Source organism: Salinarimonas soli (assembly GCF_008386575.1).
In the GTDB taxonomy this organism is placed as follows: domain Bacteria; phylum Pseudomonadota; class Alphaproteobacteria; order Rhizobiales; family Beijerinckiaceae; genus Salinarimonas_A; species Salinarimonas_A soli.
This window is the reverse complement of the sequence record NZ_VUOA01000007.1, coordinates 18,328-32,564: the sequence shown is the minus strand read 5'-3', so window position 1 is coordinate 32,564 and position 14,237 is coordinate 18,328. Positions and strand designations below refer to the sequence as shown.

General features: G+C 73.1%; 9 protein-coding genes. 3 read left to right on the top strand and 6 right to left on the bottom strand.

Features of this window, described 5'->3' with window-relative positions; genetic code table 11:
• Both F0L46_RS03630 and F0L46_RS03625 read right to left on the bottom strand, forming a co-directional pair.
• Positions 1–1,899, bottom strand: a complete 1,899-nt coding sequence (locus F0L46_RS03630; RefSeq protein WP_149815674.1) for a cisplatin damage response ATP-dependent DNA ligase — start codon at positions 1,897–1,899, stop codon at positions 1–3.
• Entirely contained in the window at positions 1,896–2,939 is a 1,044-nt protein-coding gene (locus F0L46_RS03625; RefSeq protein ID WP_149815673.1) for a ligase-associated DNA damage response exonuclease, read from the bottom strand. Before F0L46_RS03625 ends, F0L46_RS03630 begins: the two co-directional genes overlap by 4 nt.
• A gap of 437 nt (positions 2,940–3,376) precedes the next feature.
• On the opposite strand from F0L46_RS03625, the gene F0L46_RS03620 reads away from it, so the two are divergent.
• From F0L46_RS03620 to pdeM, 3 genes are all read left to right on the top strand, one after another.
• Positions 3,377–4,300, top strand: a complete 924-nt coding sequence (locus F0L46_RS03620) for a class I SAM-dependent methyltransferase (RefSeq protein ID WP_149815672.1) — start codon at positions 3,377–3,379, stop codon at positions 4,298–4,300.
• Between the two features lie 50 nt (positions 4,301–4,350).
• The gene (locus F0L46_RS03615; protein ID WP_149815671.1) at positions 4,351–6,864 is read left to right on the top strand and encodes a ligase-associated DNA damage response DEXH box helicase; all 2,514 of its coding nucleotides are present in this window, start codon (positions 4,351–4,353) and stop codon (positions 6,862–6,864) included.
• A gap of 253 nt (positions 6,865–7,117) precedes the next feature.
• Positions 7,118–7,828: a ligase-associated DNA damage response endonuclease PdeM gene (gene pdeM, locus F0L46_RS03610; RefSeq protein WP_149815670.1), complete on the top strand. Its 711-nt coding sequence runs from the start codon at positions 7,118–7,120 to the stop codon at positions 7,826–7,828.
• Between the two features lie 4 nt (positions 7,829–7,832).
• Here pdeM and F0L46_RS03605 read toward each other — a convergent pair whose 3' ends face one another.
• The 4 genes from F0L46_RS03605 to F0L46_RS03590 all read right to left on the bottom strand — a co-directional run bounded on the left by F0L46_RS03605 (position 7,833) and on the right by F0L46_RS03590 (position 13,900).
• Positions 7,833–8,297: a DUF3429 domain-containing protein gene (locus tag F0L46_RS03605; protein ID WP_149815669.1), complete on the bottom strand. Its 465-nt coding sequence runs from the start codon at positions 8,295–8,297 to the stop codon at positions 7,833–7,835.
• A 48-nt stretch (positions 8,298–8,345) separates the two neighbouring features.
• Complete coding sequence (locus F0L46_RS03600; RefSeq protein WP_149815668.1) at positions 8,346–9,107, bottom strand: TIGR02186 family protein; 762 nt, start codon at positions 9,105–9,107, stop codon at positions 8,346–8,348.
• Positions 9,104–10,030 (bottom strand): sulfite exporter TauE/SafE family protein, encoded by a 927-nt coding sequence (locus F0L46_RS03595; RefSeq protein ID WP_149815667.1) that lies wholly within the window; start codon positions 10,028–10,030, stop codon positions 9,104–9,106. The genes F0L46_RS03600 and F0L46_RS03595 overlap by 4 nt, the downstream gene beginning before the upstream one ends.
• 102 nt (positions 10,031–10,132) lie before the next feature.
• A complete protein-coding gene (locus tag F0L46_RS03590) occupies positions 10,133–13,900 on the bottom strand; it encodes an SEL1-like repeat protein (protein WP_149815666.1) in 3,768 nt (1,255 codons plus the stop codon).
• Positions 13,901–14,237 lie beyond the last annotated feature (337 nt).

Below are 14,237 nucleotides of genomic sequence, written 5' to 3'. Positions count from 1 at the left end.
TCACGCATTGCCACTGAACGGCGAGACCTCGCTCTCGCCGCGCTCCAGGATGCGCTCCAGGGTCTCCAGCCGGTCGGCTTCCGCGGAGGGCTTGTCCCAGCGGATGCGGTGCACGCGGGGAAAGCGCATGGCGACGCCGGACTTGTGCCGGGTCGAGCGCTGCAGCCCCTCGAAGGCGATCTCGAGCACCAGGCCCTTGTCGATCCCGTACTCCACCTCCCGCACGGGGCCGAAGCGGTTGACCGTGTGGTTGCGGACGTAGCGGTCGAGGCGGCCCAGCTCCTCGTCCGTGAAGCCGTGATAGGCCTTGCCCACGGGCACCAGCTCCGGCCCGCCGGGGCTCTCGCGCCAGACCCCGAACGTGTAGTCGGAGTAGAAGCTCGACCGCTTCCCGTGACCGCGCTGGGCATACATGATCACGGCATCGACGAGGTAGGGCTCGCGCTTCCACTTCCACCAATAGCCCTTCGGTCGCCCGGGCAGGTAGGGGCTGTCGGCGCGCTTGACCATGACGCCCTCGATGGCGTCCGCGTCCGGCCCCGCGCCCACCGACGCCGGATCGGCTCGCGCGGCGGCAAGCTCCTCCCAGGACGCGAACGCCACCATGGGGGAGAGGTCGATGCGGGGATCGTCGAGGCGCGCCACGAAGGCCTCCAGCCGGCGGCGGCGCTCGGCGAAGGGCAGGGCGCGCAGGTCCTCCTCGCCGTCCACGAGGATGTCGTAGACGCGCAGATGCACCGGGTACTCCGCCACGAGCTTCGGCGTCACCGTCTTGCGGTTGAGGCGCTGCTGGAGGACGTTGAAGCTCTGGACGCGGCCCTCGCGCACGATGAGGAGCTCCCCGTCGATGGCGCCCTCCAGGTGCAGGGCCTCGACGAGGTCGGGGAAGGCCTTCGACACGTCCTCTCCGGTGCGCGAGTAGATCTTGCGCAGCAATGCCCCATCCACGCCGCGCCCGGCGACGGCCTGGAGGCGGATGCCGTCCCATTTCCACTCGCCGAGATAGTCGCCGGCCTCCAGCTTGGCGAAATCCTCGTCCTCTAGGGGGTGCGAGAGCATCGGCGGGCGGAATGGGGCGGGGTTGCCGCTCTCAGGCTTCGGCCCCCGGCCCTCGACCCAGGCGAAGAGGTCCGCATAGGGCGGGGTGAGCCCGTGCCAGACGAGCTCCACGTCGTCGGCGGTGAACCCGCCGAGATTCGCCACCGCCGTCTTGGCAAGCCGCGCCGACGCGCCGACCCGCAACTCGCCCGTGATGAGCTTGATCAGCGCCCACCGCCCGGTCTCGTCGAGCGCGTCGAGCCATTCGGCGACGCGGGCCGGGAGATCGGATTTCGAGGTGTGGGCAAGGCCCTCGACGACCTCGGCGAGCGAGGGGGGAGGGGGATTGTTGTGGCCCATCCTCCCCTCTCCCGGATGGGAGAGGGGTCGGGGGTGAGGGTGGCCACGTGCGGAGGTTCCCGCCACCTCTCCGCTTGTCATGGCCGGGCTCGACCCGGCCATCCGGGTGGGACTGTCGGACTGGATCCGCGGGTCGAGCCCGGCGATGACGGGTGGCGCAGCGGGTGCGTTAAGCGCGCCCATCGGCGTGGCACCCTCACCCCCGGCCCCTCTCCCATTCGGGAGAGGGGAGGCGGGCCAGATCAACCCCACCGTCTCCGCCAGGTCGCCCACGTAATGATACGACATCCGGAACAGCACCGGATCGACCCGCTCCTCCACGAGCCCCCGGATCACGTTGGGCTTGGCCTCCTTGAACACCAGCGCGTCGGTCATGGCGGCGAGGGCGAAGCCGCGCTCCGGGTCGGGGGTGCGGCGGAAATAGTCTTCCAGCAGCCGCAGCTTGGCGTTGCGGCGCTGCTCGTAGGTGAGGCGGTCGAGGAGGGCGGCGAAGCGGTTCATGACGCGGCCGCCTCCTCGGGCGACGCCTCGGCCTCGCCCTCGTCGCCATAGCCCAGCATGTGCAGGGGCTTGGCCCGGATGCCCACCGTCCCGCACCAATGGACCAGCGCGTCCTCCTGCCCGTGGGTGACCCAGACCTCGCCGGCGCCCGTCTCCAGGATGCTCGCCTGGAGGTCGTCCCAGTCCGAGTGGTCCGAGACGATGAGGGGCAGCTCCACCCCCTTCTGGCGCGCCCGGCCCCGCACCCGCATCCAGCCCGAGGCGAAGCAGGCCACGGGCTCGGGGAACTTGCGCGCCCACAGGTCCTGCATGGCGGAGGGCGGGCAGAGCACGACCGCGCCCGCCATCTTCCCCCGCTCCGCCGCGACCACCCGGGGCGTGTCGCCCAAAGGGATGCCCTGCTCCTTGTAGAAGGCGGTGAGCCGCTCCATGGCGCCGTGGAGGTGGATCGGCGCGTCGAAGCCCTCCTCGCGCAGCAGCGCCATCACGCGCTGCGCCTTGCCGAGCGAATAGGCGCCGACGAGATGGGCGCGCTCGGGAAAAAGGCGCACCGAGTCGAGGAGCTTTCGCACCTCGCCCCGGGCGTCAGGGTGGCGGAAGACGGGGAGGCCGAAAGTCGCCTCGGTGATGAACACGTCGCAGGGCACAGGCTCGAAGGGCAGGCAGGTCGGGTCGGCCTGCCGCTTGTAGTCCCCCGACACCACGATGCGCGTGCCCCCGGCCTCAATGGCGATCTGCGCCGAGCCGAGCACGTGGCCCGCGGGCACGAAGCGGACGGTCACGTCGCCGACGCGGATCGGCTCGTGCAGCGGCGCCACCTGTCGGGTGCGGCAGAAATCCTCGCCGTAGCGCACCGCCATGATGGCGAGGGTCTGGTCGGTGGCGAGCACCGAGCCGTGGCCGGCGCGGGCGTGGTCCGAGTGCCCGTGCGTGACGAGCGCCCGCGGCACGGGCCGCATCGGGTCGACGTGGAAGTCTCCCAGCGGGCAGTAGAGGCCCTGGGGGGTGAGGGTGAGGATGTCGGCGGCGGCGAGTGGCATCAAGGGGGATATGGGGCGAGACGGGCGAGAGTTCCCGCCAAGGTGACGCTCAGTCGCAACGGAACTCCCCTCTCCCATGGGGAGAGGGATGCACGAAGTGCCAGGGGGTGAGGGGGTACGACGGGAATCCAGAGGTCTCCGACCCCGCTGATCCCAATCACTCCCTCATGCTGAGGAGCCCGCAAGGCGGGCGTCTCGAAGCACGTTCCAGGGATCGCCAGGACCGATGGAGGGCGTCCTCCAAAGGCCTATCCACGACTGGACCTCGTCCTTCGAGACGCTGCCTCCGGCAGCTCCTCAGGATGAGGGGCGAGGGTGGGATCGGGCGAGCGGGAGACCACTGGTTCGAGGTGGTACCCCCTCACCCCCGGCCCCTCTCCCCATGGGAGAGGGGGGCCGAGCTTGACGCCTGCGGGTATCCGCGCCATGCCCCGCCCATGGCCCCCCTCCCGCCCGTGCGCGTCACCTCCGGCGACCCCAACGCCGACCGCCGCTTCGCCTACGCGCAGGGCGCCCTCGATGACGGCGACCACGAGGCCGCCGCGGATCTCGCCGAGCAGACCCTCGAGATCACCCCCGATTTCGCACCCGCCCACGCCCTGCTCGGGCGTGCCCGCGCCGCGTCGGGGCAGCGCGAGGCTGCGATCGGGGCGTTCCAGGCGGCGCTGGCCCTCGATCCGGAGGATCCTCTCGGCGTGCGGCTGGAGCTCGCGTGTCTGGGCGCCCTGCCACAGGGGGAGGCGCTCGGGCCGGGCTATGTCCGGGCGCTCTTCGACCAATACGCCCCCCGCTTCGATGCTCATCTCGTGGGCGCGCTCGGCTATCGCGGTCCCGCGGTCCTGATGGAGGCCCTCGACGCCGTGGCGCCGGGGCGGTCCTTCGACCGCGCCCTCGATCTCGGCTGCGGCACCGGCCTGATGGGGGAGGTGCTGCGCGCCCGCGCCGGGCATCTTGCAGGCTGCGATCTGTCGCCCGCCATGGTGGAGGCGGCCCGGGGCAAGGGCATCTACGACCGGCTCGCCGCCGCGGAGCTCGTCGCCTTCCTCGCTGCCGAGCCCCGCGCCGGGGCGGACCTCGTCGTAGCGGCGGACGTGCTCGTCTATGTGGGCGACATCGCCCCCGTCCTCGCCGCCGCCGCGGGAGCGCTCATGCCCGGCGGGCTGTTCGGCTTCACGGTGCAGGATCATCAGGCCGAGGGCTTCGCGCTTGGCGAGGACGCGCGCTTTGCTCACGCGCCCGCCTATCTCGATGCGGCCGCCCGGGCGGCGGGGTTCGAGGTCGCGCTCTCGCGGGCGGCCTCGACCCGCCGGGACCGCGGCGCCGACGTGCCGGGCCGGGTGCTCGTCCTGCGCCGGCCCTGATGCCGCGCGCCCGATGACGGGGCGGGGAGGGCGCCCTACATAGTCAAGCGATGCCCCGCGCCGCCAAGCCCGCTCCCCCGGCCGACGCCTCCCCCCTGCCGCCCGGCTTCCAGGCGTGGTTCGCGGGCCGGGGGTGGGAGCCTCGGGCCCATCAGCTCGATCTCCTGGCGCTGGCGCGCGCCGGACGCTCGGCGCTCCTCGTTGCGCCGACGGGCGCGGGCAAGACGCTCGCGGGCTTCCTGCCGAGCCTCGTCGACCTCGCCGACGGCGGGGGCGAGGGCCTGCACACGCTCTATATCTCGCCCCTCAAGGCCCTCGCCGTCGACATCGCCCGCAACCTCGAGGCGCCGATCCGCGAGATGGGCCTTCCCGTCCGCGTCGAGACCCGGACGGGCGACACCTCCGCCTACAAGCGGACCCGCCAGATCGAGCGCCCGCCCGACATCCTCCTCACCACCCCGGAGCAGCTCGCCCTGCTGCTCGCCCATCGCGAGGCGGAGGACCTGTTCAAGGGCTTGCGCCGGGTGGTGCTCGACGAATTGCACGCGCAGGTCACCTCCAAGCGCGGCGAGCTCCTGAGCCTCGCGCTCGCCCGCCTGCGCCGCCTCGCCCCCGATCTCGCGACGGTGGGCCTCTCGGCCACGGTTCGCGAGCCCGACCAGCTGCGGCGCTACCTCGTGGCTCAAGGGAGCGGGGCGGACGGGATGGCCGATCTCGTCGTGGTGGCGGGCGGGGCGCCGCCGGCCATCCGCATCCTCGACGGGGGCGGCCGCCTGCCGCTCGCGGGCCACACGGCGGGCCACGCCATGGGGGCGATCTACGATCTCATCCGCCGCCACCGCACGACGCTGGTCTTCGTCAACACGCGGCTCCAGGCCGAGCACGTGTTCCAGGCCCTGTGGACCATCAACGACGACGGCCTTGCAATCGCGCTCCATCACGGCTCCCTCGACGTGTCGCAGCGCCGCCGGGTCGAGGCCGCGATGGTCGAGGGCTCGCTGCGCGCCGTGGTCTGCACCGCGACGCTCGATCTCGGCATCGACTGGGGCGACGTGGACCTCGTGGTGAATGTCGGAGCGCCCAAGGGGGCGAGCCGCCTGATGCAGCGCATCGGCCGCTCCAACCACCGCATGGACGAGCCGAGCGAGGCCTATCTCGTCCCCGCCAACCGCTTCGAGGTGCTGGAGTGCCAGGCGGCCCTCGACGCCGTGGAGGCCGCCGCCCAGGACACCCCCGACGCCCGCCCCGGCGGCCTCGACGTGCTGGCCCAGCACGTGCTCGGCATGGCCTGCGCCGGCGGGTTCACGGCCGACGATCTCTTCGCCGAGGTGCGCACGGCCGCGCCCTACGCGGCTCTCGCGCGCGCCGATTTCGACGCGGTGCTCGATTTCGTGGCCACCGGCGGCTACGCGCTGCGCGCCTATGAACGCTACGCCAAGATCCTGCGGGGTCCCGACGGGCTGTGGCGGGTGCGCGACGGGCGGGTGGCGCAGGGCTACCGGATGAATGTCGGCACCATCGTCGAATCCACCATGATCAAGGTGCGGCTCGGGCGCGCCAACCGCACCCGGCCCGGCACCGTGCTGCCCAAGGGCGGTCGGGTTCTGGGCGAGATCGAGGAATATTTCGCCGAGACGCTGACCCCCGGCGACACCTTTCTCTTCGCGGGCGAGGTGCTGGAGTTCCAGGGCATCCAGGAGGACGCGGTCCTCGTGACCCGGGCGCGCGCCGGCACGGACCCGAAGATCCCCTCCTATGCCGGGGGTAAGTTCCCCCTCTCCACCTTCCTCGCCGAGGGGGTGCGGGGCCTCATCAGCGATCCCTTTGAATGGGACCGCCTGCCGCCGCCCGTGGTGGACTGGCTCGTGCAGCAGCGCCGCCGCTCCCTGCTTCCGGGGCGCCGCGACCTCCTCGTCGAGACCTTCCCGCGCTTCGACCGGCATTACCTCGTGGCCTACCCGTTCGAGGGGCGCCTCGCCCACCAGACGCTCGGCATGCTCCTCACCCGCCGCCTGGAGCGGGCCCGCATGCGCCCGCTGGGCTTCGTCGCCAACGATTACGGTCTCGCGGTCTGGGGCACGCGCGACCTCACGGCGAGGGCCGCCGACGAGCCGGATTTCATCGGCGACCTGTTCGCCCAGGACATGCTCGGCGACGACCTGGAGGAATGGCTGGAAGAATCGGCCCTGATGAAGCGCACCTTCCGGGCCTGCGCCGTCATCGCGGGGCTCATCGAGCGCCGCTTCCCGGGGCAGGAGAAGACGGGGCGCCAGGTCACGGTCTCCACCGACCTCGTCTACGACGTCCTGCGCCGCCACGAGCCGGGCCACGTGCTGCTCCGCGCCGCCCGCGCCGACGCCGCCACGGGCCTCCTCGACCTCGACCGGCTCGCGGGGCTGCTCTCCCGTATCCAGGGCCGCATCGTCCACAAGCCCCTGCCGCGGGTCTCGCCGCTCGGGGTCTCGATCATGCTCGAGATCGGCCGCGAGCGCGTCTACGGCGAGGCCGCCGACGACATCCTCGCCGAGGCCGAGGCGCAGCTGCTCGGAGAGGCGCTGTCATAGTCACCCTCCCCCTTGCGGGGAGGAATTAGGGGTGGGGGTCGGAAAGTCGGAGCTGGCGGGAACGGACTTGGAGCACGCACGCTCGTACAGTCCTATCCTGGACCGTGACCACTCGCGTCCCGACCCCCACCCCCAACCCCTCCCCGCAAGGGGGAGGGGAGCGGGCGCGACAAACCGTGGGCTCGCGTCGTTCCAAGAACATATGGCAAACATCGCGCCTCGGCGGCGATTCGGCCGCGTGGCGCCCGACCGCATGCCCCTGCACGCCCTCGCCTACGACCCTGCCATCGCCCCGAGCGACACCCTGCTCGGCGGGCTCGCCTGCGCGCTCGACATCTCCGGCGCGCTCTACGCTCCCGCCCACGACGCGCTCCTCGTCGCCGACCTTCACCTGGAGAAGGGCTCGTCGCGGGCGCGGCGGGGGTCGATGCTGCCGCCCTACGACACCAAGGCGACCCTCGACCAGCTCGCGGCCGTGGTGGAGCGCTACGATCCGGGGACGCTCGTCGCGCTCGGCGACTCCTTCCACGACGTCGGCGGGCCCGAGCGCCTGAGCGACGAGGACCGCGCGACCTTGGGGCGCCTCCAGGCGGGGCGGCGCTGGATCTGGATCACGGGCAACCACGACCGTATCGTCTCAGGCTGCGTCGGCGGCGAGGTGGTGGCGGAGTGGCGGCTCGGCGACGTGGTGCTGCGCCACGAGCCGACCTCCGGCTCCGAGCCGGAGATCGCCGGCCATCTCCATCCCGTGGGCAAGGTCGCGATGCGCGGGCGCTCCGTGCGCCGGCGCTGCTTCATCACAGACGGGCGGCGCATGGTGATGCCGGCCTTCGGCGCCTATACGGGCGGCCTCAACGTCTGCGATCCCGCCTTCCGGCCGCTCTTCGCGGAAGGTTTCGAGGCCCATCTCATCGGGACGGAGCGCCTCTACCGCATCGGCCGGGCGCAGCTCTGCCGCGACTAGCGCCTCAAAAGGCAGCCACCGCGAGGGCGGCCGCGGCTCCGGCGCTCAGGATCACCCGCAGGCGCCCGAACCAGAGCGGCGCGCCGCCGACCTGCGCATAGGCGTAGTCGAGGAGGCCGAAGGCCAGCACCAGGACGGCGAGCCCGCCGAAGCACCAGGCCCGCGGCAGCCCGAAGAGCTGGAAACCCGCGACGAGGGCCCAGGCGGCAAGCTGAGGCAGGACCGAGACCGCGTAATGCGGGCGCGCCCGGCGCTGGTCGGGATCGGCCACCGCCAGACCCCAGCGCATGCCGCCGAGAAAGGACAGGATCGTCGCTCCGTAGAGGGCGAGCGCCTGGAGGGCGATCCCCGGCAGCCCCGGTAGGGGATCGTAGCCAGCCGCCGCGACGAGGCTCAAGGTGGCGAAGGGGATCAGGCCGGCAAGCCCGAGGGCGAGCGGGACGGGTGGGATGGTCCGATCGGGGGGCATGAGGACTCCAGGGCGGTGCCCACCCAGATGGGGCGGCGGTCCCCGCCCTCAATCGCGGCGGAAGATCACAGTGGCAAGCCAGCCGAACAGCAGCGCCACGGCCGCCGTGCCCAGCCCGTAGAGCGCCGCCCACTCCGTCGAGAACTCGGCGAGGCGCTGCTCGAAGCCGGTCTTGATCACCTCGAAGCTCGTGCCCGCGCGCGCCAGCAGCACGCCGTCGGCGAACAGGGTCACGTCCACCTCGTAATCGCCCGGCGGCGCCGTGACGGGGAGGGGCACGGGGGTGCGAAACAGGCTCGGCGTCAGGAAGGTGGTGCCGCGCTCGTCCTCGATGAAGAGGAGCTCCTTGATCTTGAGCCGGGCCAGGGCCTCGCGGAACCGGTCGTCCTCCGTCCCGCGGTCCATCGTGATGTCGGGAGCGTTGACCGACGCCTGGAGGCCGATGCGCAGGCGCCCGCGTTGCCCAGGGGTCGCGATGTCGGCGATGGGCGCCGAGGCGAAGACGCCGAGATAGGCGGGGATCTGCACGAACTTCTGCTGCGGGCCGTTGATCCAGACCGGGCCGGTCCGGCTCTTCTCGCGCACCGTCACGGCCTGGCGCGGCCCGCGGACCGTGACCACCACCTGGTAGGGCCCCGCTCGCGCCACGGTCTGGGCGTCGCGCTCGATGGCGCCGAACACCACGATCTGCGAGCCCGTATAATTGGAGGTGATGCGCACCTGCGAGGTCGAGAGCGAGGCGACGAGCGTCTCGGCTCCGGCCGGGCCCGCCGCGAGCAGGCACAGGAGAAGGGCGAGACCGAACCTCACTCGCGCATCTCCGAGACCACGAGGGAGAAGGGCTCGGTCGGCCGCACCACGAGCTCGACGGCAAAGCGCACGCCCACCGCCAGGATGAGGAGGGCCAGCAGCAGGCGGAACAGGTCGGCCCGCAGGTTGCGCCCGGCCCGCGCGCCGAACTGCGCCCCGAAGACGCCGCCGATGATGAGGAGCAGCGCCAGGACCGCGTCCACCGCCTGGTTGGCCACGGCGTGGAGCACGAGCGCCGCGAGCGTGGTCCACAGGATCTGGAACTGGGACGTGCCCACCACCACGGCGGTGGGAACCCGGAAGAGGTAGAGGAGGGCCGGCACGAGGATGAAGCCGCCGCCGATGCCCAGCACCGCGCCGGCGAAGCCGATGGACAGCGACAGCCCCAGCACGGGCAGGGCGCTGACATAGATCTTCGAGCGATAGAAGCGCACCCGCAGGGGCAGGCGCATATAGGCCGGATGCTGGCCGCCCCGGCGCGGCGGGCGCACGGCGCCCTTTCGCGTGGACCAGAACTCCTTAATGCTCTCCTTCAGCATCAGGCCGCCGATCACCGAGAACAGGGTCACGTAGGAGATCACGATCACGAGCTCGAGCTGGCCCGCGCGCCTCGCCGCGGCGAAGAACCAGACGCCGAGCGCCGTGCCCATGAGGCCGCCGATCAGAAGGACCCCCGCGAGCTTCACGTCGAGCGCCCGTCGTCGCCAGGCGGCGAGCGCGCTCGTGGTGGACGAGGCGACGATCTGGGCGGACTGAGTCGCCACCGCCACGGCGGGCGGGATGCCGAGGAAGATGAGCAGCGGCGTCATCAGGAAGCCGCCGCCGATGCCGAACAGCCCCGAGACGAAGCCCACGGCCATGCCCATCCCCAGGATGAGGAGCACGCTGACGGACATCTCGGCGATGGGCAGATAGATCTGCACGGGATTCAGGAGCTCTCGGGCGGGACGCGCGGCGGACCGCGCCTTCGTTTACAGCGAAAGCGCGGTCCTGTGTCACCCGAGCATGACGATCCTAAGACCGTGCTAAATTTTCTTCGTCGGCTTGGCGGGCGCCTCGCTCCAGCCGTTCGCCGGCAGGCTCACCTCGTTGGCGGTTCGGGCCGGGGCCTCGGGGCGCCAGCGCTCGGCGGCCGCCCGCGCCAGGGCGAGCTCGCCCGCGTTGAGGCGGGCCGCCACCTCGTCGCGCTTCTTGCCCGCGTCCTCGTCGCCCTGTCCGGCGGCGACCGAGAACCAGGTGAAGGCGCCCGGCAGGTCCTGCTTCGTGCCCAGGCCCCGGGCGAGCAGCACGGCGAGGTTGAACTGGCTGTCGCGCACGCCGTGCTCGGCGGCGCGGCGGAACCAGTCCACGGCGGCCTCGTAGTCCGGCTTGGCGCCCGCACCCTCGGCGATCAGCACCGCGAGGTTGTGCATGGCCCGGGCATTGCCCTTCTCGGCGGCGCGCTGGTACCAGGCCTTGGCGAGCGCGGCGTCCTTCGTGACGCCGATGCCCTTCTCGTAATGATTGCCGATCCGGAACTGGGCCGGCACGAGGCCGTGCGCCGCCGCGCGCTCGAACAGGCGGGCGGCGAGCCTCGGGTCGCGCGCCATGCCCCGCCCTTCCGCCGCGCGGGAGGCGAGCTCGTAGACCGCGGCGGGGTCGCCCGCGAGCGCGACCTGGCGCAGGCCCGGGGGGGCGGCGGCCGGCAGGTCGCCGAACGAGGCCATGTTCGGGATCGGGCCGAGCGGCGCCTCGGGCGCGGCGGCCGGAGGCGGCGCGGGCTGGCCCGCGGCGGGGCTTGCCGGAAGCGCGCTCGTGGCGAGCGGGCCGGGCTCGGCGGAGGCGAGCCGCGGGGGCTCGGCCGGCCGCACGGGCCCTGCGGCGGCTCCGCGCTCGCGCCCTTCCGCCGTGACGGGGGCCTGCTCCGCCGGACGGGGCTCGGGCGCCGCCATGATGTCGCGCGCCGGCACCTCGCGGGTGGTCGACGCCATGGGCGACGGGCTCGCGATCGCCGGGGCCTCGATCCGGACCGGCGCCGAGGCCGTCTCGGTGCGCTTGTGCCCGCCCACGAAGCCGCCGACGATCTGGAGCGTGCCGATGGCGAGCACGATGGCGGCGAGGCCGAGCAGGAGGGGGCGGCGGCGCTTGTCGATCGCCCGGCGGACACGGGTCGCGACGCCCGTCGCCCCGCCCGCCGCCGAGGCGATGGCGCCCATGTCGATGCCCCGGCCGGGGGCGGCCTTGCTCGCCGCGGCGGTCTGGGCGGCGGCGGCCTGGGCGGCGCGGCGGGCCTGGGCGATCAGCGCCGCCTTCATCTCGCTCGCGGCCTGCGCGCCGCTGCGCGCCTCGTCGGAGGCGCGGGGCCGGGCGCCGGGCTCCAGCAGGATCTCGTCGCCGGAGCCGGTCCCGGCAGGCGGCAGCGGGCGATCGGCCTCGCCGAGCGAGAAGGGGGGCACGCCGCCGCGGGCGGCCGCGTCGATCTTGCGGATGGCCTCCTGCGCGAGGGCCGCCATGGCCTCGGGGGGCAGGGCGTCGCGGGGCGCCTGCGGCTTCGGCTCGGCGGGCCTCGCGGCCTGGCGGGGACGGGCCGTCTCGGTTTCCAGGGAGGCGAGGCGCTCGACGAGCTTCTCGAGGGTGGTGTGGACCGCCTCGAGGGTGTCGCGGTTGCGGCGATCCGTGGCGCCATGGAGCGCCTTCAGGTCGTCCATGTCCCGCCGGAAATCCGCGAGATCGGGTGCGCCGGCGGGCAGCGTCTGCAGGGTCGAGGCGACGGCGGTCGCGGCCGCCCGCTCGGCCAGGCCGTAATTGTCGTCGCGGATGCCCTCGACCTGGACCATCAGGTCGCCCATGGCGCGCTGGAGCGCCGAGAGGGCCGGATCCACGTCGCCCGAGCGGTCGAGGCGCTCGGCGATGGCCGCGACCTGGCGCTCCAGGGCGTCGAGCCCGTCCGGATCGCCCCCGTGACGCTCGCCGCCGTCGATGCGCTCGGCCAAGCCTCGGAGCATGTCCTCCAGGGGCTTGAGGTCGGGCTGGTGGCGGGGCTGGCGCAGGCTCTCGTCGAGCCGGTCGAGACGGGCCACGATGGGCCCGATCTGGACCGGGTCCGTCCGGGTCAGGAGGAGCGTGTCCATGCGCTCGGCGAGCGCGCGGATCCCCTCGCTCACGGCGGACGGCGCGGCCGTGATGCCGTCGAGGCGGCCCGCGATCTCGTCGAGGCGCCGGCCGAGCGCCGACAGGTCGGGGCTGGGCGCCGAGGCGGCGGCGACGCCGTCGATCTTCTTCGACAGGGCCTCGACCATCCGGGCGAACGCTTCCATGTCGCCGCCGGGCAGGCGATCGACGATGGTGTCGAGCTTCGACGACAGGCCGGCGATCTCCCGGGCGGCCGCGCTTTGCAGGGCGCCGTCGCGCGGGGCGGCCCGCATATGCGAGCGGATCTCGTCGACGGCGGCCTTGAGGGAGGCGAATTCGAGGGCGTCCACCTGCGAGCGGCCGATCTGGGCGACCTGGCGGGACAGGTCGGTGATCTGCTCGGCGAGGCCGGCGACCCGCTGCGGCTCGGCGATCTCGCCCAGCACGTCGCGCAGGTCCGCGAACTGGCGGGCGAGGTCGGCCACGAGCGGCGAATCGCCGTTCGTGGCCGCCAGGCCGTCGATCTTGCGGGCGAGACCCTGGAGGTCCCCGGCGATGCGCCCATGCACCCCGGCCGTCACCACCTCGGACAGGCGGCGGATCTCGGCCTGGAGCTCCTGGATCGGGCGGGTGACCGTGGCGACGTCGCCGCCCTCGTTGCGGGCGTGGAGCACGAGGCGGGTGAGGTCGCGCACCGCCTCCTCCAGCGCGCCGACCTCGCTGCGGGTGGCGAGCGCCTCCAGGCTGCGCTGCATCTCGTGGAGCTCGCCCTGCACGGCCCGGGCGGCGGGCTCGACGGAGGGTCGGCTCACGGTCTCGAGCTGGCCCGCGAGCCGCGCGATGTCGGCCCGCAGGGCGTCGAGCGCGCCAGGCTGGACGAGGGCCTGCGGCTCCGTCGCCTCCTGGCGGCGGGGCGGGGCGTTGTCGGGGTCGTCGAGCTCGGCCTTGCGGACGCGGATCTCCGCCACGGCGGTCTGGAGCTCGTCGCGGGCGCTCAGGCCCCGGCGGCCGATGCCGCGGGGCTGCGCCGTGATCCGGTCGGTGATGCCGGCGATGCGGTCCTCGAAGGAGCGGAGCGCCGTCTCGATCTCGCTTACGGGCGGGGCGGGGGCGCGGGTCACCTGCGCCTCGACCCGCTCGATAGCCTTGAGCGCCTTGTCGAGGGCGGGCTGGTGCCCCGATTCGAACTTGCGCTCGATCTCCTCCAGGCGGCGGGTCATGAGACCCAGGGCCTCGCCGAGCACGGTGGCGGTGCGCTCCTGGCGCTGCGCCGTGGCGCGGCTCGTCTGGTCGATGCGGGTCTCCGCCCCCTCGATCCAGCGGGCGACAGCGTCGAGGGCCACCGCCGTCTTGGCGGCGTTCTCGCGGGAGCGGCGCTCGGTCTCGGCGGACGCCGTGGCGAGCAGGTGGTCGAGATCGCGGCCCGGGGCGGGCTTGCCCTGGGCGAGGCGGGCGATCTTCGCCGCGACCGCATCGAGCTCGTCGGCGGCCTCGGCCCGGGGCACGGGCTGGACGGGGATGGGCGCCGGGGCGGCCCTGCGGCGGACGGCGGACGAGTCGAGCGTGCGCTGGGCGCGATCGGAGATGGTCGCGGCGACCCATTGCTCCACGCTCATGCCCGCACGGCGGGCCGCTTCCTTCACGGAGTCCCGGATGTCCGGGTTGAGCGTATCGAGGCTCATGGGAGGGGTCTGTCTCATCGCCGCAAGCGCACCGGGGACGGGCGTGACGCGATCCCGGCGTCCCCGGCCGGATCGCGGCGGCCAAGGCCCCCGTGAAGATTCGATGAATCCCCCCCGGGCCCTTGGCCGGCCCATGGACTTTTGCGATCTACGGTAAACAGGCGGTTAAGGACTGCACCCGGTCCCACGGACCCGGCAAAATTTTCCCGTGCCGGGGGTGCGCCGCGGGGCACTTTACCGTAAGGCAGATGCAGTGCGGGCCACCTTACTCCCGCTGCGGCACCCGTTGCGGCAGTTTCGATGGGGCCGGAGCGGACACGGGACGAATCGGCGGATT

What these genes read in the sequence shown, in the direction of transcription:
- F0L46_RS03630 (WP_149815674.1), bottom strand. Translation starts at nt 1,899, where the DNA reads ATGAACCGCTTCGCCGCCCTCCTCGACCGCCTCACCTACGAGCAGCGC.
- F0L46_RS03625 (WP_149815673.1), bottom strand. Translation starts at nt 2,939, where the DNA reads ATGCCACTCGCCGCCGCCGACATCCTCACCCTCACCCCCCAGGGCCTC.
- F0L46_RS03620 (WP_149815672.1), top strand. Translation starts at nt 3,377, where the DNA reads ATGGCCCCCCTCCCGCCCGTGCGCGTCACCTCCGGCGACCCCAACGCC.
- F0L46_RS03615 (WP_149815671.1), top strand. Translation starts at nt 4,351, where the DNA reads ATGCCCCGCGCCGCCAAGCCCGCTCCCCCGGCCGACGCCTCCCCCCTG.
- pdeM (WP_149815670.1), top strand. Translation starts at nt 7,118, where the DNA reads ATGCCCCTGCACGCCCTCGCCTACGACCCTGCCATCGCCCCGAGCGAC.
- F0L46_RS03605 (WP_149815669.1), bottom strand. Translation starts at nt 8,297, where the DNA reads ATGCCCCCCGATCGGACCATCCCACCCGTCCCGCTCGCCCTCGGGCTT.
- F0L46_RS03590 (WP_149815666.1), bottom strand. Translation starts at nt 13,900, where the DNA reads ATGAGCCTCGATACGCTCAACCCGGACATCCGGGACTCCGTGAAGGAA.